The organism is Pseudomonas sp. HP_01 (assembly GCF_055284355.1).
Map to the genome: position 1 here is coordinate 46,503 of NZ_JBTOPV010000012.1, position 21,369 is coordinate 67,871.

At 62.5% G+C, this 21,369-nt stretch carries 12 protein-coding genes; 9 read left to right on the forward strand and 3 right to left on the reverse strand.

What is annotated here, in order from left to right; translation table 11 throughout:
• Positions 1 to 14 precede the first annotated feature (14 nt).
• Positions 15 to 2,141, reverse strand: coding sequence for a DNA helicase RecQ (gene recQ, locus ACYAR8_RS08925; RefSeq protein ID WP_108121984.1), 2,127 nt, complete (start codon positions 2,139 to 2,141; stop codon positions 15 to 17).
• A gap of 210 nt (positions 2,142 to 2,351) precedes the next feature.
• Between recQ and ACYAR8_RS08930 the strand changes: the two genes are divergently transcribed.
• Positions 2,352 to 2,939: a UPF0149 family protein gene (locus ACYAR8_RS08930; protein ID WP_074890277.1), complete on the forward strand. Its 588-nt coding sequence runs from the start codon at positions 2,352 to 2,354 to the stop codon at positions 2,937 to 2,939.
• Between the two features lie 78 nt (positions 2,940 to 3,017).
• Here the strand turns inward: ACYAR8_RS08930 and pap are convergent, their stop codons facing one another.
• Complete coding sequence (gene pap / locus ACYAR8_RS08935) at positions 3,018 to 4,520, reverse strand: polyphosphate:AMP phosphotransferase (RefSeq protein WP_108121986.1); 1,503 nt, start codon at positions 4,518 to 4,520, stop codon at positions 3,018 to 3,020.
• A gap of 152 nt (positions 4,521 to 4,672) precedes the next feature.
• Entirely contained in the window at positions 4,673 to 8,974 is a 4,302-nt protein-coding gene (locus ACYAR8_RS08940) for a dermonecrotic toxin domain-containing protein (RefSeq protein ID WP_463579677.1), read from the reverse strand.
• Positions 8,975 to 9,110: 136 nt separating this feature from the next.
• Between ACYAR8_RS08940 and mnmC the strand changes: the two genes are divergently transcribed.
• From mnmC to ACYAR8_RS08980, 8 genes are all read left to right on the forward strand, one after another.
• On the forward strand, positions 9,111 to 11,129 hold the full coding sequence (gene mnmC, locus ACYAR8_RS08945; RefSeq protein ID WP_463579678.1) for a bifunctional tRNA (5-methylaminomethyl-2-thiouridine)(34)-methyltransferase MnmC2/FAD-dependent 5-carboxymethylaminomethyl-2-thiouridine(34) oxidoreductase MnmC1: 2,019 nt from the start codon (positions 9,111 to 9,113) through the stop codon (positions 11,127 to 11,129).
• Positions 11,130 to 11,278: 149 nt separating this feature from the next.
• Positions 11,279 to 11,947: an ABC transporter ATP-binding protein gene (locus ACYAR8_RS08950; RefSeq protein ID WP_074890266.1), complete on the forward strand. Its 669-nt coding sequence runs from the start codon at positions 11,279 to 11,281 to the stop codon at positions 11,945 to 11,947.
• Between the two features lies 1 nt (position 11,948).
• Positions 11,949 to 14,429 (forward strand): ABC transporter permease, encoded by a 2,481-nt coding sequence (locus ACYAR8_RS08955; RefSeq protein ID WP_463579679.1) that lies wholly within the window; start codon positions 11,949 to 11,951, stop codon positions 14,427 to 14,429.
• Positions 14,419 to 15,537: a lipocalin-like domain-containing protein gene (locus ACYAR8_RS08960; RefSeq protein WP_463579680.1), complete on the forward strand. Its 1,119-nt coding sequence runs from the start codon at positions 14,419 to 14,421 to the stop codon at positions 15,535 to 15,537. Before ACYAR8_RS08955 ends, ACYAR8_RS08960 begins: the two co-directional genes overlap by 11 nt.
• Positions 15,538 to 15,743: 206 nt before the next feature.
• Complete coding sequence (locus ACYAR8_RS08965; RefSeq protein ID WP_463579681.1) at positions 15,744 to 15,971, forward strand: hypothetical protein; 228 nt, start codon at positions 15,744 to 15,746, stop codon at positions 15,969 to 15,971.
• 502 nt (positions 15,972 to 16,473) lie between these two features.
• Entirely contained in the window at positions 16,474 to 18,246 is a 1,773-nt protein-coding gene (locus tag ACYAR8_RS08970; protein WP_074890255.1) for an N-acetylglutaminylglutamine amidotransferase, read from the forward strand.
• A 3-nt stretch (positions 18,247 to 18,249) separates the two neighbouring features.
• Positions 18,250 to 19,998: an N-acetylglutaminylglutamine synthetase gene (ngg, locus tag ACYAR8_RS08975; RefSeq protein ID WP_463579682.1), complete on the forward strand. Its 1,749-nt coding sequence runs from the start codon at positions 18,250 to 18,252 to the stop codon at positions 19,996 to 19,998.
• A 127-nt stretch (positions 19,999 to 20,125) separates the two neighbouring features.
• Positions 20,126 to 21,310, forward strand: coding sequence for an osmoprotectant NAGGN system M42 family peptidase (locus ACYAR8_RS08980; RefSeq protein WP_074890250.1), 1,185 nt, complete (start codon positions 20,126 to 20,128; stop codon positions 21,308 to 21,310).
• Positions 21,311 to 21,369: the final 59 nt, after the last annotated feature.

Here is a 21,369-nt window from a genome sequence, read left to right on the forward strand (position 1 = left end):
GTGATGGCCGCGGCTTAAACCTCAAACTCCGACTGCAACGCCGCGCGCACGCAATACAGCACGCCTTCGGGAACGCGCCCGGTGAACAGTTCGGCGATGGCGGCGACAGGGGGCAGCTCGCCCTCACCGTCGAGAAATGCATCCTGAATCTCGGTCATCAGATCCTCGGGCAGGTCCAGGGCCTGATCCAGAGAAAGCTGCTGTTTGCCAATCGCTTCGGCAAGCATCGTGTAGACGTTTTTCTCCGAGCATTGCAGCTGCCCGGCGATTTGCATCGGGGTCATGCCGGCGCGGGCAAGGCTGATGAGTTCGTGCCGTACATCGGTGACCACTCGTGGCGCCGGCCCAGCGCCGCCGAGCACTTCGAGGAACGCCTCGCCATAACGCTCCAGCTTGCGAGCGCCGACACCGCTGACCCGGCCCATTTCGGCCATGGTGCCGGGCTGGCTGCGGAGCATTTCCAGCAAGGTCGAATCGGGAAAGATGACGTAAGGCGGCACGCCATGCTCTTCCGCCAGCTTGCGCCGCAATGTGCGCAGCGCCTCCCACTGTTCACGCTCTTCGCCGCGCACCAGTTGGCTCGCCGGGCTGCCGGAAGCTTTCGCGGTGGTCTGGGGTTTCAGGTCACGGCGCAGCTGCAAGGTGACTTCGCCACGCAACAGCGGCCGGCAGGTGTCACTCAGGCGCAAGCCGCCGTAGCCTTCCAGGTCAATGTCAGCCAGACCGCGCGCCACCAGCTGTCGGAACAATGAACGCCATTCACCTTCGCTGCGGCTCTTGCCGACACCGAACACCGCCAGCTTCTGATGACCGAAGCTCTGAACCTTGTCGTTTTCCTTGCCCAGCAAAACATCGACCAGATGGCCCACGCCGTAGCGCTGGCCGGTCCGATAGATCGCTGAAAGCGCCTGTCTCGCGGGTTCGGTTGCGTCCCAGGTCTGCACGCCGTCGACGCAGTTGTCACAATGCCCACACGGGTTGGGCATGATTTCATCGAAGTAGGCGAGCAGCGACTGACGCCGGCAGCGGGTTTCTTCACACAGCGCCAGCATGGCGTCGAGCTTGTGCTGCTCGACGCGCTTGTGGCGCTCGTCGCCTTCGGAGTTCTGCAGCATCTGCTTGAGCATCAGCACGTCCTGCAGACCGTACGCCATCCACGCATCGGCAGGCAGACCGTCGCGCCCTGCCCGGCCAGTCTCCTGGTAATAGGCTTCCAGGGATTTGGGCAGATCCATGTGCGCAACGAAGCGCACGTTGGGTTTGTCGATGCCCATGCCGAACGCGATCGTGGCGACCATGATCAGCCCTTCCTCATTAAGGAAGCGCCGTTGGTTGCCAGAGCGGGTTTCGATGGGCAAGCCGGCGTGATACGGCAGCGCCGGGTAGCCGTTGTCGCTGAGGAACGCTGCGGTCTCTTCGACCTTTTTGCGCGACAGGCAATAAACGATGCCGGCGTCACTGCGCCGCTCGGACAGGAACGCCAGCAACTGCTTGCGCGGCTGTTCCTTGGGCACGATGCGGTAAAAAATATTGGGCCGGTCGAAGCTCGACAAAAAGCGCTCGGCGTTCTGCAGGTGCAGACGCTCGACGATCTCTTCGCGGGTGCGCTTGTCGGCCGTCGCGGTCAGGGCGATGCGCGGTACGTCCGGAAACAGCTCGGCGAGTTGCCCCAGTTGCAGGTATTCAGGACGGAAATCATGACCCCATTGCGACACGCAGTGGGCTTCATCGATGGCGAACAGGGCGATCTTGAGGTTCTGCAAAAACGACAGCATGCGCGGCTGAACCAGACGCTCCGGGGCCAGGTACAGCATCTTGATTTCGCCCAGACGAATGCGGTTGGCGAGGTCCCGCTGCTGCTCGGCGCTGAGCGTGGAGTTCAGCGCGGCAGCTGAAACACCGAGTTCTTCCAGCGTTGCTACCTGATCGTCCATCAACGCGATGAGCGGCGAGACCACGACCGCGAGGCCGTCGCGCAAGAGGCCCGGCACCTGGAAACACAGGGATTTGCCACCGCCGGTGGGCATCAGCACCAATGCATCACCGCCACTGGCCACGCGCTCGATAATGGCACCCTGGCGACCACGGAAGCTGTCGTAGCCGAAGATGTCTTTAAGTACGCGTTGTGCCTGGTCGAGCATAAATACCCCGGATGGTGCCGCAACAGCGGTCGAGAATCGCTGTGGAAATCGCAAAGCGCGGCAGTATACCGGAGCGCTCCGACAGATTGGACAGCGGCGACACCGGCGGTCGAAATTAACCCGAATACCGATTCCAGTGGCCTCGCCGCTGGCGCCGGGCGCCCTCAGGGCCTAGAATTCAGCATCGTTTATTCCCAAGGTAGTCTGTCAATGTCCTTCGCTGAGCAATTACACCGCCTGCAAGCCTTCCTCGATGCCGATGAGCTGCATGACGAAGCGCTGGACTATGTAGCCGCCCACGGCTATCTCACCGCGCTGTCCATTTGCGCTGAAACCGTACCGGATCGCGAGTGGATCGATGCACTGTTCGCAGAGCCGCCGCACTACACCGACGCGGCGCAGCTCGAGGAAATCGAGGGCACCCTGATCCAGCTGAAGGCGCACATTGCTCGCCAGCTGGCATCGGACGAAGAATTTGAATTGCCGTGCGATCTGGACCTGGGCGATGACCCGGATGACTCCGAGCTGCGCGGCTGGTGCATCGGTTTCATGGAAGGCGTGTTCCTGCGTGAGTCGGCCTGGTTCGAGAACGACGAAGAGGAAGTCAGCGAGATGCTGCTGCCGATCATGGTCGGTTCCGGTCTGTTCGATGAGCAACCAGAGTTTGCGGACATCGCTGCCGACGCCAACCTGATGGACGACATGATCGTACAGATCCCGGAAGCGCTGACCGCACTGTATCTGCTGCTGCAAGCCCCGGATGAAAAGCCGGCGATCCTCAAGCCGCGCCACCACTAAGACCGGCTCTAAAGCCCCGCCTTCACCGGGTGAAACACGTACGAGCCGTACTCCGGCTCGTACGGCCCCTGCCCCCCGCTACTTGTGTTTCTTGTCACTCTTCTTGAATGCCGCCTCGATCGCTTCGTTGATCGTGCGCAGTACCTTTACCCGCGCCCAGCGTTTGTCGTTGGCCTCGACCAGCGTCCACGGGGCGATTTCAGTGCTGGTGCGATCCACCATGTCACTCACTGCCTCACGGTAAAGCGGCCACTTGCTGCGGTTGCGCCAGTCATCCTCCGTGATTTTGTGGCGTTTGAACGGCACCTTCTCCCGCGCTTGAAAACGCTCCAGCTGGGTTTTGTCGTCGATCGCCAACCAGAACTTCACCACCACGGTCCCGAAGTCCGTGAGCTGCTCTTCGAAGTCGTTGATCTCGCTGTAAGCCCTCAACCAGTCGGCCTCGGAGCAAAAGCCTTCAACCCGCTCGACCAGCACACGCCCATACCACGAACGATCAAATACAGTGAATTTTCCCCGCGCGGGAATCTGCCGCCAGAATCGCCACAAATATGGCTGAGCCAGTTCGTCCTGACTGGGCGCGGCGATTGGCACGATGTGGTACTGCCTTGGATCGAGGGCTCCAGCGACACGTTTGATCGCGCCGCCCTTGCCCGCAGCATCGTTACCTTCGAACACCGCCACCAGTGCGTGACGGCGCATGCGCTTGTCGCGCATGAGCCCGGAAAGCCGCGCCTGTTCGGTGATCAGTTGCTCGTCGTAATCGTCTTTTTCCAGCGCCAGTGTCATGTCGAGGTTATCGAGCAGGCTTAGCTCATTGCTGTTGTTGGGCAAAGGGCCGAGTCCGACAAGATGGGTTGCCCCTTCAGGCGTCTTCAGGGCGTTTTGCAAACCTTCGAGCAGCAACCGGCCGACGGTCAGGCTGCGGTAGTTCGGGTCGACGCCTTCGATGACGTGCCAGGGCGCATAGTCGCGACTGGTTCGGCGCAGCACGCGCTCGCCAAAACGCACAAAGCGGTCGTAAGTCTTAGATTGCTGCCAGTCCAGCGGGCTGATGCGCCAACTGTGCAGCGGGTCATCCTTGAGGGTTTTGAGGCGCAGCTTCATCTGCCGCTTGGACAGATGAAACCAGAATTTGAAGATCACCGCGCCTTCGTCAACCAGCATCTTTTCCAGTCGCTCGGCACCGTTGATGGCCTGGTCCAGCACCGGGTCCTTGAACCGCTTGTGCACCCGGCCCTGAATCATCTGGCTGTACCAGTTCCCGAAAAACACACCGATGCGGCCCTTCGGCGGCAACTGGCGCCAGTAACGCCAGACCGGGGGATGGGCCAGCTCTTCGTCGGTTTGCTGGTCGAAGGTGCGTACTTCGATGTATCGCGGGTCCATCCAGTCGTTGAGCAGTTTGACGGTCTCGCCCTTGCCGGCACCTTCGATGCCATTGATCAATACGATGATCTGGCGCTTGCCTTGCTCATGCAGTTCGTACTGGGCCTCCAGTAGCGCTTCGCGCAAGGCCGGGACTTCTGCGTCGTAGGTTTCGTCGTCGATGGTGTGGCCGATTTCAGCGGATTCGAACATTCAAGGCTCCCTTCAGGATCGCTCAAGACTGGCAGGCGACAGTGCCGATGCAGGTATGACCCCTAACTGTTGCGATGGATCAATGCGGGTGGGACATTCGGTCGCGGGCAGAGACAAGATGGCTGCCATGGGCAGCCACCTCGTGTCGCAGGTTACCAGCCCGCGCGGTATAGATCCGTGAGTTGGCGGAGCATCAGTGCTTCGGCGGCCTCGCGTTCGGCAATGAGCGCCAGCCCCTGTCGGTGATAGTCGTCCGGATCGACCGGCGGGTGTTGCTCCAGCGCGAGCATGCGCTCGCGCACTGAAGCACTGGACAGCTCCAGACCTTCACGGTGCTCCGAGCGCAGCCGCGCATTCCACTGCCGATTCTCAACGGCGAACTGCAAGAACGCCGGCCCGCGTTCGGCTTCCAGTACGTGACGCCGGGCATCCAGCAACGCGCCACGATCCACTGCCGCCAGCCGCTCCCAGGCCATGCGGTAAGGCTGCCCTGGAAGCCCGAGATCGTTCGCCAAGCCTATTCGGTAAGCGAGCCTTACCTCAGCGTGGTCCACCGGCCGGCCGAGGCTCTCGCGCCTTGCAATCTCGGCGTCGGCGATCGCCTGCACCTCGTTGAGCCGAAAGAGCTGGCGAATGACGCCCAGCAATGCCTCCGTGCGCTCGGACTCAGCAAGCCCGAGCAGCGCACCATGACCGTACACCGTCACCTGGATGTCACTGAAGATCAGCCGCGCACCGTCCTGACAGGTTTGATTGGCACCGAACAGGCGGTCATTGGCCATGACCTCAAGCTGGCTTCGCAACGTGGCATCCTGCGCGGCTGTTTCCAGCACGGTCAGAACGTCGCCTGCGAGCTCGGCATGGAACTGGCGGAAGTCCGGGGTCTCCTGCAAACGCTGCAGTAACACCAACAAATGAGGCGCGTCGGCCGCCTGCTCCACCCGCTCCCATGCCGCCAGCAGACGGGCGTTCAACACATCTTCACCTGGCTGTAACCAAATCTGCGCCGACGCCTCGGGAACATTGCGGCTTGACCCGGCGCGGTGGCCGTGGTGCTCGCCGTCGTCGTCCGATGAGTCGGAGTCAGTTTCCATCCGGGCGCCTTCCACGTGAATCTCGCGGATGTTCTCGGGAAAGTCGTAATCCAGCTGATAGCGATGGCCGTAGCCGGTATCGTTGCGCCAGTAAGCCTCCAGTGCCTCGTGGGTGAAAGGGTTGTTGTAGGCGTAAATCACCGTATGCCGGTTGTGATCCGTCGGGTTCTCGATGACCTCGGCGGCGATTTCAGTGATGTGGTTATCGCTGATATCCAGCTCGTTGAGGCCCAGCGACTGGGTCCATTCCGGCCAATGAGTAAGGCCCGTGTTGTTGATCCACAAGGTCGACAGGCGAAGACGGCTGGTGTCGGTGAGTTCACCCAGATAAGTGCCGGCCAGGCTCAACGAGGTGAGTGCCTGAATATCCATCAGCCTGTCCATCACTGGCTGGGCGATCGGCCATGGCATGTTTTCCAGAGACAGGTGTTCCAGATACTGAAGCTGCGGCAGAACGCCGGGCAGCTCGGTGAAACTGCCCTGCACGTTCAGGCGCGTCACATTGGGGAAATTCGCCAGGAAAGCATCGGCAGCAGCGCTGTCCAGCACGACGTTGTTCAGCTCGATCTGGGTGATGGTCGCGTAGAAATCCGGCAATGGCGGCAGCTCCGGAATGGCGACGCGCTCCAGCGTCAGCCAGCGAGAACCTCGGGGTGCCGTATCGTGGCTGTAGCGCCACGCCCGGCCCAATGCGTTGGCCACGCGACGCCGCGCCATGCGTTCCCCGTCATTGAGCAGCACGCTCATGTCGTCCGCCTCGGCCCAGGCGATCAGGCTGACATGCAGTTGATCGTAAGTAGCAATACGGACACGGGTTGCGGCCAGCAATTGTTCCAGTGGGCGAGCCCGTCGCGCCATGCTGCGCACCTGCTCCGCCAACTCCACGCTCTCCGGATAAAGATGGGTCATCGCCTGGAGCAGTTGCTGTTCGGTCGTGCGACCGCCAGCCGGCAGCATGGTACCGCGCCCGCTGAGGGGGTAGCCGATACGCCCGTCGGGCAAGCGCTGCGGCGGATTGAACCGTGTTGGAAATGTCCACTCCCCCAGTTGCTCAGCGGCCCATTTCGGTTGCGAGCGGACCCAGTCGAAGACATTGCGCTTCAACGCGCGTACCTGGGTGTCAGCATCGTTCAGCCCCATCACTCGACGGCTGTCCTCGGGCAGCACCTGCAGAAGCGCAGCAAACAGGCTGCGTGGTTTTGCCGGTGAGTCGCCGTCACTTCCCTGAAACCCTTTGTCGCTTCGGACCAGAACGCGTCGTCGCTCGGCGTTTTCAGCGCCAACACTGTCAAGCAACGGCCCCGCCGCACTGCCGTCGCGAATCTCGATACGCAGGTCGGCGGGCCATCCCGGAAAGGTTGCGAGGCTGCGCAATGTCAGGCGTTGCAGATCGCGGTTGACCGTGCTCGGCGTCAGGAAGAAGCCTTCCAGCGCGCGGCTCATCCGGTTCTGACGCAAGTGAATGCGAGCCTTGCCGGCCACCTCTAGCGGGATGCGTTGAGTGTCCGACATGGCGAGCTTTTGCTCGGCGCTCATTTCTGCAACCAGCGACTGTCCTGCAGACAATGTGAGGGAAGGAAAATCGCGCCTGAGCAGGAGAATCAGCGGATCATTCGACTGTTCGCTGGCGCGGTATGCCGCCTCGAATGACTCACTCGACTCTGCCGCCTGCAGACTCAACCGGAACCGCTTGGCAGTGTCGAGCAATTCCGCTGGTGCGGGGAGGCGCTCGATGTGCAGGGCTGCCAGGCGTTCCTCGTCCACGCCGCTGACCGCCATGATGCGGCTGACCGCCTTGTCATCGATGTCCGCGAACGCCGGATGCAGGCGGCGCAAAGCCACGCTGACGTCGGTCAGGCGCAGACGGCCGGCAGCGTCACGGGCGGGCACGCTACGCGTGATGAAGGACGGCGGCTGCGATGCTGCTTCTGCTGCCATTGCGCCGGCCGCCGCACCGGCGGCACCCAACACCCCCATCAATGCCAGGTTTTGCGCCACATTGCCCAAATGGTCCAACGCTTCATCCATGTCGCCATGGTGCCACGCGTCAATGCCTTCGAAGGTCTCGTCCAGCAATTGCGCACCTGCGACCAGCAGCATGGTTTCGCCCAGGCCGGGAACGAACAGCGCCGCTATATTCAGCCCGTCCATGCCGTAGTCCAGCCATTCAGCGAGACGTTGATCGCGGGTTTTGCGGTCCTCGTCGTCAGTAGGGACGGCCAGTACGCGAGCGTCGTCCTTCACTTGCAGCATGTGATGAAGATAGAAAACATCACCCAGCGCGCCGCCCACCTCAATGGCTTCCAGATCGAGAAAAGCATTCTGATCCACCTCGGAAACGCTGATCAGCTGTCGGTGAAAACCTTTGCCACGGGCCACACTGTGCAGAACATGGGGCGCCAGTCGCTCGTGCAGACGCCTGAAGAAGGCCGACTTGCTGCGCTCGGGAATGAACCGGTCGAAGTACCGCTGATAAGCCTCAGAACGCAGTTTGGTCCTCAGCGTCTGTGTGAAATGTTCCAGCGACGGATAGGACTGAACCGCATTATCCGGCTCTCCGGGCAGGTACACCGTGCAGCGACTTTGCTCTGCGACCTTGAACAGCAACGCCCCCCGCAATTTGCAGCCCAGCAGTTGCAAGGTACAGACCTGAGACGCCGGGCCGATGAAGTCGAGCCGCAACAGCGCCTGGTATTGCGCCTCGTCGATCGCACCCTTGAGGCGCGCGATATGACAATCGACTCGCAGGGCCAGACGCGCGCGTTCGATGATGCGCGCCTTGATGTCTTTGCTGTCCAGGCTGCCTGCCAAACCGGGCCGCGCCACGGGGTGCAGCACATGCCGCAGGTGTTGCTGGTACTGGCCGCCCAGGTCCAGCCGACGGCACAGCTCGATGAATCGACCGGGACGTACGTTCAAAGGATGCACGCTTCCTGCCGCCGTCAATGCCTCTGGCGTGCCACGCACGATGGCTGAGGTGCTTTCGCGATCTGTCTCACCGACTTCGGCGGCCTCAAAATTCTGCAACGCGGCCGCCAGCAGCGAACGGGTGCTGGAGCCCTGCGGTGCGGCCCGCCCCGTCAGCCCGTCGCGCTGGAGCCGGGCGTGGAAGAAATGGTCACGGTCAACATCCAGACCCGGCCCGAATTCTGCGTCCAGGGCCTGGGTCAGCAGAGGGCGGGCAAATGCCGGCAGGTCCTGAATATGCTGGATGACCTGATTGAGGTCTTCCCGAGCGGCCTGCGCACGGGTCATGTCCTGGCGCAGGGCGTTGCGCATCGCCGGCGTGGCCTGGATGAACCAAAGGGGGAGTGTGTTCTGAATGAATGTGGAAGTGAGAGCCTGTCTGGCGGTGTTCATCTTACGTCCTTGTTATTGCGTGTGATCAAAGGCGCACAGATAAACAGGAACGAGCCCGCAAAGTGGCATACATATGTAGTGCACGGCCCACCGGACGCTGGAGTAACATCGCCACCTTGCCTGCTCCGAGCCGAACATGACCACCACTGCCCCCACCCCGATCGTCGATGCCCAGATCGCCCACGCCCGGATTGACTGGGACGAACACGGCAATCCCCATTCGCGGGTGTTCTCCGACGTTTATTTCTCGACCGAATCGGGCCTGGATGAAACCCGCCATGTCTTCCTGACCCAGAACGAGCTGCCCGAGCGCTTTGCCGCTTTACCGGCGGGCGGTCGACTGGTGATCGGCGAAACCGGTTTTGGTACCGGGCTGAATTTCCTGTGTGCCTGGCAGCTGTTCAACGCCAACGCAGTGGCAGACGCCCGCCTGCATTTCGTCAGCGTCGAGAAATACCCGCTGAGCCGTGCTGATCTTCAGCGCGCATTAGGTTTGTGGCCCGAGCTCAAGGCGCTGGCGGATCAGTTGCTGGGCCGATATGTGGCGGTGCATCAGGGCTTTCAGCGACTGGTGTTCGATGGCGGCCGCGTCACGCTGACCTTGCTGATCGGCGACGCGCTGGACATGCTGCCGCAACTCGACGGGCAGATCGACGCGTGGTTCCTGGACGGCTTCGCGCCTGCGAAAAACCCGGAAATGTGGACGCCCGAGCTGTTTGCCGAACTGGCGCGGCTGGCGGCACCGGGTTCGACCATCGCCACGTTCACCAGCACCGGCTGGGTGCGCCGGTCCCTCAACGCAGCCGGTTTCAAAATGAAGCGCGTGCCGGGGATCGGTCACAAGTGGGAAGTGCTTAAAGGCCGCTTCATCGGCTGGCCTGCAGACGTGCCAACGCCTCCGCCCATCAAGCCCTGGTTTGCCCGGCCCCGATCAACCCTCCCTTCACCTGGCTACCCTCGCACAGCGTTGGTGATTGGCGCCGGACTGGCCGGGTGCGCCACGGCGGAGAGTCTGGCGGCGCGCGGCTGGCAGGTCAGTCTGCTGGAGCGCCATGGGGATCTGGCGCAAGAAGCGTCGGGCAACCCACAAGGCGTGCTTTACCTGAAGCTGTCGGCCCACGGCACCGCGCTGTCGCAGCTGATCTTGAGCGGATTCGGCCACACCCGCCGATTGCTGGAACGCCTGCAGCGGGGCCTCGACTGGGACGATTGCGGGGTCCTGCAGCTGGCTTTCGATGAGAAAGAGCAGGCGCGCCAGGCGCAACTGGCCGCGGCGTTCCCCGACGATCTGCTGCATGTGCTGAATCGGGCCGGCGCCGAGTCGCGGGCGGGTGTCGTGCTGGACAGCGGCGGCTTGTTTTACCCGCAAGGCGGCTGGGTGCATCCGCCAGCGCTGTGTCGCGATCAGGCAAGCGCCAACAACATTCAACTGCTGACCCACAACGATGTGATTGGGCTGCGGCGCGACGGGGCGCTGTGGCAGGCATGGGATGGCGAGCGTCTGCTGGCCTGCGCTCCAGTCGTCGTACTGGCGGGCGCAGCCGAGATCAAACGCTTTCCGCCCAGCGCGGACCTGCCACTCAAACGTATTCGAGGGCAGATCACCCGACTGGCTGCGACTCCCGAAAGCCAGGCGTTGACAACGGTCGTCTGCGCCGAGGGTTACGTGGCGCCCGCACGCAGCGGCGAACACACCCTGGGCGCGAGTTTCGCCTTCAACAGCGATGACCTGACGCCGAGCACGGCTGAGCATCTGGACAATCTCGAACTGCTGCGGGAAATATCCGAAGACCTGACCGAGCGGCTGAACGCCAACGGTTTGCCCGCCGAGGACCTGCAAGGTCGCGCCGCATTTCGCTGCACCAGCCCGGATTACCTGCCCATCGTCGGGCCACTGGCGGACCGGGCGGCGTTTCTTCAAGCGTACGCCGTGCTGCGCAAGGACGCCCGCCAGACGCCGGACACCGATTGCCCCTGGCTCGACGGCCTGTACGTCAACAGCGGTCATGGCTCTCGCGGCCTGATCACGGCGCCGCTGTCCGGGGAACTGATCGCCGCCTGGCTGGATGACGAACCGCTGCCTCTGCCGCGAAGCGTGGCCGAAGCCTGTCACCCCAACCGGTTCGCGCTGCGCGGGCTGATTCGCGGAAAGTAGGAAAGCCGGTGGCCTCCGATGTCCAGGCGCGGGTCGCCGCCATCCGACGCAACTTCTTCTCCCTTCGGAAGATCAACTGTCTCGCCAGCTACATCGGCTCCGGCCAAACCGTTATTCTCCAGCCCATCCCTCCATTCAGGTGCGTGTCGATGCTGCAAGTCCAGGGTGTGTTCAAGAGCTATGCCACGGCCCAGGGCCCATTGGCCGTTTTACGTGGCGCAGACCTGCAACTGGATCAGGGCGGCAGTCTGGCGTTGATGGGTGAGTCGGGCAGTGGCAAGAGCACGCTTTTGCATCTTGTGGCCGGCCTGGACTCTGTGGACAAAGGCAGCATCGAGGTCGCCGGGCAGCGTCTCGACCAGATGAACGAAGCGCAACTGGCTAACTGGCGGCGTACGGAAATCGGTCTGGTGTTTCAGCAGTTCAACCTCATCGGCAGCCTGAAGGTCGAAGACAACCTGGCGTTCCAGGCGCGCCTGGCCGGGCGCTATCAGCCTGAATGGCAGGCCGAACTCACTGAACGGCTAGGCCTGGGCGCGCTGCTCAAGCGCTACCCCGAGCAACTTTCGGGCGGCCAGCAACAGCGCGTAGCGATTGGCCGCGCCCTCGCCTCGCGCCCCGCGCTGCTGCTCGCTGACGAACCTACGGGTAACCTCGACGAAGCCACCAGCGATGAAGTGCTGCAGCTGCTGCTGGACCTTCTGGCCGACAGCACAACCAGTCTGTTGATGGTCACCCACAGCCCGCGAGTGGCGGCGCGACTGCAGCGTCAGGCCGTGTTGCATCTGGGTCGCCTGGTCAGCGAAGGCGGACGTTGAGATGTCGGTCTTTTACTGGACGTTGAAAGCGCTGCTGAGCCACTGGCGGCGACATCCCGTGCAGTTTTTCAGCGTACTGACCGGCCTGTGGCTGGCGACCAGCCTGCTCACCGGCGTGCAGGCGCTGAACAGTCAGGCCCGTGAAAGCTACGCCAAGGCCAGCCAGATGATTGGCGGCGAGCCGCAGAAGGTCCTCGTCTCACCCAACGGAGCGAACTTTTCCCAGGAACTGTTCGTGACGCTGCGCCGCGCCGGATGGCCGGTCTCCCCCGCACTGCGAGGGCGGATCAACCTCAAGGAAGCGCCGGAGCAGCGTCTGACCGTGCTCGGCATCGAGCCGGTCTCGCTACCAGTGAACACCGCACTGGCCGGACAATCCCTGGAAACCGCGCAGATCGTCGACTTCTTCACCCCGCCCGGAGCGACCTGGATTTCGCCGCAGACCCTCACCGCCCTCGGTCTGCATGAAGGCCAGCAGCCGGTCACCGACGCCGGCAAGGTACTGCCGCCATTGCGGGCGAAAACCGACATGGCGCCGGGCGTACTGCTCATGGACATCGGTTTCGCCCAGCAACTGCTCAACCAGCCGAATCAGATCTCGCGGCTGGTGCTGCCCAGGGATTTTGCCGACAACGCCCCCGCCCTGCCGCCCGAGCTGAACGGAGAACTGGTGCTGCGCAAGAGTGGCGAAGACAACGACCTGGGCAGGCTGACTGAAAGCTTCCACCTGAACCTGGACGCGTTGGGCTTTTTATCGTTCGTGGTCGGGCTGTTCATCGTGCACGCCGCCATCGGTCTCGCGCTGGAACAGCGTCGCGGGCTGCTGCGTAACCTGCGCGCCTGCGGTGTCAGCGCGCGCGGGTTGATGGTGAGTCTGGTGGTCGAGCTGGGCGTGCTGGCATTGCTCGGCGGCATCGCTGGCGTCATCAGTGGTTACTGGCTGGCGAGCGCGCTGTTGCCCGATGTCGCAGCGAGTCTGCGCGGGCTTTACGGCGCTGAAGTCGCCGGGCACCTGAACCTGAGCGTCTGGTGGTGGCTGAGCGGTTTGGGTGTCAGCCTGCTCGGCGCGTTTCTCGCCGGGGCCAGCAGCCTGCTGCGTGCGGCGCGTCTGCCCTTGCTGGCGCTGGCGAACGCGCAGGCGTGGCATGAAACCCACGCCAGGTGGCTGCGACGCCAGGGCTGGGTCGCCGGGATTTCAGCCCTGATTGCGGTATCAGCCGGGCTATTCGGCGACAGCCTGGCGCTGGGTTTCGTGTTGATGGCAAGTCTGTTGTTGAGCGCGGCGCTGGGGTTACCGGTACTGCTTAATCTGCTGCTCAACGCACTGTTGGGCCGGAGCCGTTCGGTGCTGGGTCAGTGGTTTCTCGCGGACTGCCGCCAGCAATTACCGGCCCTGAGCCTGGCGCTGATGGCCTTGCTACTGGCAATGGCGGCGAACATCGGCGCGGGCAGCATGACGTCGGGGTTCCGTCAGACGTTCACCCACTGGCTGGAGCAACGCCTCAGCGCCGAGCTGTACATTAATCCGCAGAATCCGGCTCAGGCCGCGCCGTTGCAGCAGTGGTTGAGTCAGCAACCGCTGACGTCGGCGGTGCTGCCCAACTGGCAGGTTTCGCTGCAGCTGCATGGCTGGCCAGCCGAGCTGTATGGCGTGATCGATCATCCGCACTACCGCCAGCACTGGCCGCTGCTGGAATCCGCGAGCGGGGATGCCTGGAAGCAACTGGCGCAGGAAGACACGCTGATGCTGAGCGAACAGTTGGCTCGCCGCCTGGACGTCAGCGTTGGCGATGAAGTCAAACTGCCCGCGCCGGATGGGCCATGGCCGCTGCGCGTCGTCGGCATCTATGCCGATTACGGCAATCCAAAGGGCCATGTTCTGGTGAATGCCGACCACTTGCTCAAGCACTGGCCTCAGCTGACGCCCAACCGCTTTAACCTGCGCATCGATCCCAAAGCCATCCCGCAACTGCTGCGTGTGCTGCACAACAAGTTCACCATCGACGACAACCGCATCGTCGACCAGATCCAGCTCAAGGCCTGGTCGCAACAGGTGTTCGAACGCACCTTCGCCGCCACGGCAGCGTTGAACAGCCTGACGTTGATGGTCGCCGGCGTGGCGCTGTTCATCAGTCTGCTCACCCAGAGCCAGAGCCGCCTCGCGCAACTGGCGCCCTTATGGGCGCTGGGCGTGACGCGACGTCAGCTGATGCTGCTCAACCTGGCGCAGACCTGGTTGCTGGCGGTGCTGACGCTGGTGCTGGCGATTCCGCTGGGGCTACTGCTGGCCTGGTGCCTGGACGCCGTGATCAACGTGCAAGCGTTCGGTTGGCGCCTGCCGCTGCAAGTGTTCCCTATGCAGCTGTTGCGCCTGACGCTGCTGGCGATGCTTGCCACACTGCTGGCCTCGGCCTGGCCGCTTTACCGCTTGTACCGCACCCGCCCCGCTGATTTGCTGAGGACTTTCGCCAATGAAGGTTAAAGCCCTGCCCCTGGTCATTGTTCGCCTGGGGATTGTGGTCTTGCTGATGCTCGGCCTGATACTGAGCGGCTGCGACGACAAACCCGAAGAAGAAAAGGGCTTCGCAGGCCTTGCCGACGATGCGTCGAGTTACGCGCAGGTAACGCCGGACAAGCGCTTCGTGTTTCCCGACGATCACGGCCCCCACGATGATTTCCGCATCGAATGGTGGTACGTCACCGCCAATCTCAAGGATGCCGACGGCCAGTCATTCGGCGTGCAATGGACGCTGTTTCGCAACGCCCTGCCCCGCGCAAAAGGCTTGCAAGGCGACGGGGCTGGCTGGAGCAACCGCAATCTGTGGATGGGCCATGCTGCCGTGACATCCGAGGACGATCACTTCGCAGCGGAACGCTATGCCCGCGGTGGCGTGCAGCAGGCCGGTGTGACACTGGCCCCTTTCGCGGCCTGGATCGATGACTGGTCCTTTGCTAGCCAGTCCGGCAACGATGATCCGCTGGCGGACATGCAGTTGCAGGCCAGCGGCCCGCAATTCAACTATCGCCTGCACCTGAAGGCCACCAAGCCTTTGGTGCTGCAAGGCAAACAGGGCTTCAGCCAGAAGTCCGAGCAGGGTCAGGCGTCGTATTACTACAGCCAGCCGTTTTTTCAGGCGGACGGCAGCATCGAGATCGACGGCAAAACCTATCAAGTGTCAGGGCCCGCATGGCTGGACCGGGAGTGGAGCAGCCAGCCGCTCACGGATAACCAGACAGGCTGGGACTGGTTCTCGCTGCATCTGGGGGATGGCGCCGAGGTCATGCTTTATCGCATGCGACAAAAAGACGGTGAACCCTACCTGACCGGAACATGGATCAACGTTGACGGCAGCACCGAACAACTGACGGCGAAGGACATAGAACTGGCCCCGGAAGACACGACTGACGTTGAAGGCCGTGACATGCCCACACGCTGGTCGGTAAAAATCCCGTCCAAAGCCGTGGACATCGCCGTCGAAGCGCTTAACCCGCAGGCATGGATGAACTTGCAGATTCCCTATTGGGAGGGGCCGGTCACCCTGAGCGGTAGCCACGAGGGTGTGGGATATCTGGAGATGACAGGTTATTGAGGCGCGGGAGGGCCAGGATCGGCTCGATGGCCACCCAACCACATCACCCATGCCCGGCTCACCGCCACCAGCAGCCGCTGCGACGGACCAAATCATTCCTCTAAAGTTTCCTGACTGCTGCCGATAATTAAGCAATCGGATAGTGAATCAAACACCCCAACCCCCGTCAGGCCAGGACGCCTGCTTCAATAGCGTCTGGAGCCTCGATGTCTACATTAAGCTTGAAAGATATGCAGCTGGATCTCGAAGATTCCGCCGCCTACTTTGACTCTCTGTCGCAATTCCTCGAGGGTCATGCCATGTACTTGAAGGCTCAAAAAGTTGTGTGCCGGCAGGAGGACCTCATGCTTCTCGAGAGTCATGCCGGCAACCTTGCAAACTCTGTGAGTTACATCAAAAGCGCTGCTTTACGGATCGCCAGACGCGCCCTCTAGCTCGGGCGAGACAAGCACCTCCCGCAGGCATATGTCTGGTGCGCCATCGCCGAAGTCACATTGCTCATGTTATCCCCTCCCCTCGGCGCGGCCCGCAAAGTGCCGCGTCTGTTCACCTCTTCCTGAACCCCTTGCCGTCTGCCTCCGAGGCCAAGTCTTGAGCACACGAAGGGCGCGTCCAAACAAGGCTCGCAAGGTTTTTATTGAACGATCCAGCCCTGCCGGTACTCGATAAAGCTAGGCCGCTGACGGCAGCGCGCCCTGATTACGTGGTCGCGCCGGAAGGAAGCGGGCTCGTGCCAGGGCTGTATATCCGCGCCGGGACAGGGCCCAAACGTTACTGGCTGAGTGCATTGCGCAGGCTTGGGATTAGACAGCGCAGGACGCACGACGCGCCATATGTACGCAACCACGTGCCTGATGTCCGGTATGAACCCGGCATTCATCGCCGCGCAATCCCAGTAACGCCAAACACGCCGAAAACATAAAGGGTTTAGGACAGATGTGCGGATTAGCTGGCGAACTACGCTTTGACAATCAACCTGCGGATCTCGCCGCAGTAGAACGTATCACCCACCATCTCGCGGCTCGCGGCCCGGATGCGTGGGGGTTTCACAGCCAGGGGCCGGTTGCCCTCGGCCATCGCCGATTGAAAATCATGGACCTGTCGGACGGCTCGGCGCAGCCGATGATCGACAGCCATCTGGGCTTGTCCCTGGCCTTCAACGGCGCCATCTATAACTTCCCGGAACTGCGTGCCGAGCTCGAAAGCCTTGGCTACCAGTTCCATTCAGGCGGTGACACCGAAGTCCTGCTCAAGGGCTATCACGCCTGGGGCGCCGACATGCTGCCCAAGCTCAACGGCATGTTCGCGTTCGCCATTTGGGAGCGCGATAACAGAAGCCTGTTCATCGCCCGCGACCGTCTTGGTGTAAAGCCGCTGTACCTGTCGCGCACCGACAAGCGCCTGCGTTTTGCCTCTGCCCTGCCCGCTCTGCTGAAAGGCGGCGACATCAGCCCGATGCTCGACCCGGTCGCGCTCAATCACTACCTGAACTTCCATGCCGTGGTGCCAGCGCCGCGCACCCTGCTGGCAGGTGTTGAAAAACTGCCGCCGGCGTCGTGGATGCGCGTGAGTGCCGAAGGCAAGGTTGAACAGCAAGTCTGGTGGACGCTGCCCTATGGCCCGCGCGCCGACGAAGCGAATCTGACCCTCGAAGACTGGCGCGACCGTGTGCTCGACAGCACCCGCGAAGCCGTTGCCATCCGTCAACGCGCTGCGGTGGACGTTGGCGTGCTGCTGTCGGGCGGCGTCGACTCGAGCATGCTGGTGGGTCTGTTGCGTGAAGTGGGCGTGAAGGATCTGTCGACCTTCTCCATCGGCTTTCAGGACGCGGGCGGCGAACGCGGCGATGAATTCCAGTACTCGGATCTGATCGCCAAACACTACGGCACCAACCATCACCAGTTGCGCATCAAGGAAAGCGAGATCATCGAGCAACTGCCCGCCGCGTTCCGCGCGATGAGCGAGCCGATGGTCAGCCACGACTGCATCGCGTTTTATCTGCTGTCCCGCGAAGTCGCCAAGCATTGCAAAGTGGTTCAGAGCGGTCAGGGTGCAGACGAATTGTTCGCCGGCTACCACTGGTACCCGCAAGTGGACGGTGCCAGCGACCCATACGCTGCCTATCGTGATGCGTTCTTCGACCGTAGCTACGCTGAATACGCCGAGACCGTTGCGCCGAAGTGGCTGACCGCGAACGACGCCGCCGGTGACTTCGTGCGCGAGCACTTCGCGATGCCGGGCGCTGATGCGGCCGTGGACAAAGCCTTGCGACTGGACAGCACCGTCATGCTGGTGGACGACCCGGTCAAACGCGTCGACAACATGACCATGGCCTGGGGCCTGGAAGCACGCACGCCGTTTCTGGACTATCGACTGGTCGAGCTGTCGGCACGGGTGCCTGGCCGCTTCAAATTGCCGGACGGTGGCAAGCAGGTGCTAAAAGAAGCCGCGCGTCTGGTGATCCCTTCCGAAGTCATCGACCGCAAGAAAGGCTACTTCCCGGTGCCGGGCCTGAAGCATCTGGAAGGCAACACGCTGAACTGGGTTCGCGATCTGCTGCTCGATCCGAGCCAGGACCGTGGCCTGTTCAACCCGGTCATGCTCGACAAACTGCTGACCGATCCGCAGGGTCAATTGACGCCATTGCGCGGCTCCAAGCTGTGGCAGCTCGCAGCGCTGAACCTGTGGCTCAGCGAACAAGGACTCTGACCGATGAAAGCCAACGCTTCGATTCATAACCAGCGTTTGCTGCGCGGCCAGGCGCCGTCGTACGAGCGCTTGCAGGCTCGCCTTGCCGGAGACGGCGGCACGCCTGAGACAGAACCGCTGGCTCTGCATTGTGGCTGGGGACGGCTGCTGATCGGCCATACCTACCCTGACCCGGCGTCTCTCGCCCAGGATTTGATCAACGAAAAACAGGGCGAGCGCGACATCGCCTTGTATGTTGCCGCCCCGCAACAGGTGCTGGCGCAATCACCGCAACAGTTGTTCCTCGATCCGTCGGACACCTTGCGCCTGTGGTTCAGCGATTACCGCCCGGCCCAGCGCGTGTTCCGTGGTTTCAGGATTCGCCGGGCGCAAAGCGAGGGCGACTGGACGTCGATCAACAATCTGTACATTGCCCGTGGCATGTTGCCCATCGACCCCCATCTGCTGACCCCGCGTCATCAGGGTGGCCCGGTTTACTGGATCGCCGAAGACGAAACCACCAACGCCGTCATCGGCAGCGTGATGGGCCTGAACCACCAGAAGGCCTTCAACGATCCCGAAAACGGCAGCAGCCTGTGGTGCCTGGCGGTTGATCCGCAATGCACGCGACCTGGCGTCGGCGAGGTGCTGGTTCGGCACCTGGTGGAACACTTCCAGAGCCGGGGTCTGGCGTATCTGGATCTGTCGGTGCTGCATGACAACGATCAAGCAAAAAGCCTGTACGCCAAACTGGGTTTCCGCAACCTGCCGACCTTCGCCATCAAGCGTAAAAACGGCATTAACGAAAAGCTGTTTCTCGGCCCCGGCCCCCAGGCGGACTTCAATCCGTATGCCCGGATCATCGTCGAAGAAGCCCATCGTCGCGGCATCGAGGTGCAAGTAGATGACGCCGAAGCGGGACTCTTCACGCTGATCCATGGCAGTCGCCGCGTGCGTTGCCGTGAGTCGTTAAGCGACCTGACCACGGCCGTCAGCATGACGCTGTGCCAGGACAAGCGCATGACCCAGAAGACGCTGAAAGCGGCAGATCTGGCAGTGCCGGTGCAGCAGTTGGCCGGCAACGGCGACGATAACCTGGCGTTTCTTGAAGAACATCAGCGCGTGGTGGTCAAGCCGGTCGATGGCGAGCAAGGTCAGGGCGTGGCCGTAGACCTGCGCACCATTGAAGACGTCCAGGCGGCGGTCGAACGTGCTCGCCAGTTCGACAGCCGCGTGCTGCTCGAGAGCTTCCACGAAGGCCTCGACCTGCGCATTGTCGTGATCGGTTTTGAAGTGGTGGCTGCCGCGATTCGGCGTCCGGCCGAGATCATCGGCGATGGCCGTCACACCGTGGCTCAGTTGATCGAGGCGCAGAGCCGCCGTCGGTCCGCAGCCACGGGTGGCGAGAGCAAGATCCCGGTGGACGATGAAACCCACCGCACCGTTGAGGACGCAGGCTTCAGTTTCGACAGCGTGTTACCGGCCGATCAGCGTCTGGCCGTGCGTCGGACTGCGAACCTGCACACCGGCGGCTGCCTGGAAGACGTCACCACGATTCTTCACCCGGTGCTGAAGGACGCCGCCATGCGAGCCGCGCGCGCCCTCGACATCCCGGTGGTCGGTCTGGACCTGATGGTCCCCGCCGCTGATCAGCCGGAGTACGTGTTCATCGAAGCGAACGAGCGCTGCGGCCTGGCCAATCACGAGCCACAACCGACCGCCGAGCGTTTCGTCGACTTGTTGTTTCCCCACAGCCAGCCTGCCCATGGCTAAGGCGCAATCCCTGTAGCCGTGAGCTTGGCCGCGACCGGTCTGGCCGAACGATGCATTCGTTGCCACCGGATCGAACCCGCGAGCGAGCCCGTTAACAGTCCACTTTGCGTCACACATCGAGGTTCCTATGACGACTGCAAACATCCATGAACCGGATCTGAATTACCTGCAAAAAGTCCTGCTGGAGATGCTCGCGATCCCGAGCCCCACCGGTTTCACCGACACCATCGTGCGCTATGTCGCCGAGCGCCTGGAAGAACTGGGCATTCCATTCGAACTGACCCGGCGCGGCACCATCCGCGCTACCTTGAAAGGCAAACAGAACAGCCCCGACCGCGCCGTTTCCGCGCACCTGGACACCATCGGTGCCAGCGTTCGTGAAGTCAAAGACAACGGTCGACTGGGCCTTGCACCGGTCGGTTGCTGGTCCAGCCGCTTTGCCGAAGGCAGCCGCGTCAGCGTGTTCACCGACAATGGCGTGATTCGCGGCAGCGTGCTGCCGTTGATGGCGTCCGGGCACGCGTTCAATACGGCCGTCGACACCATGCCCATCAGTTGGGACCACGTCGAAGTGCGCCTGGACGCCTACAGCGCGACCCGCGCGGATTGTGAGTCGGTGGGCATCAACATCGGCGACTTCGTGGCGTTTGACCCGTTGCCCGAGTTCACCGACAGCGGGCACATCAGCGCTCGCCATCTGGACGACAAGGCCGGCGTCGCCGCCCTGCTCGCGGCGCTCAAAGCCATCGTTGACAGCGGCGTCGAACCCCTGATCGATTGCCACCCGCTGTTCACCATTACCGAAGAAACCGGCAGCGGCGCTGCGGGCAGCCTGCCGTGGGACGTCAGCGAGTTCGTCGGGATCGACATCGCCCCCGTTGCGCCCGGTCAGCACTCCAGCGAACACGCGGTCAGCGTGGCGATGCAGGATTCCGGCGGCCCGTACGACTATCACCTGTCGCGGCACTTGCTGCGTTTGGGCGAGCAAAACGATCTGTCCGTGCGCCGAGACCTGTTCCGCTATTACTACAGCGACGCGCATTCGGCGATCACGGCCGGGTACGACACCCGCACTGCCCTGCTGGCCTTCGGCTGCGACGCGACACACGGCTATGAACGCACGCACATCGATAGCCTGAGCACGCTAAGCCGTCTGCTTGCCGCCTACATCATGAGTCCGCCGGTGTTTGCCAGCGACGCACATCCGTCCAACGCGTCGCTGGAAAATTTCAGCCATCAGCTGGAGCACGATGCGCAGATGGAAAGCGACACACGGGTGCCGCCGGTGGATACGCTGGTGGGACAGCGGTAGCCTGCCCGCACGGGGCGCGATAGCATCGCCGCCCCGTGTACTTTTTGTGATTGCCGAGA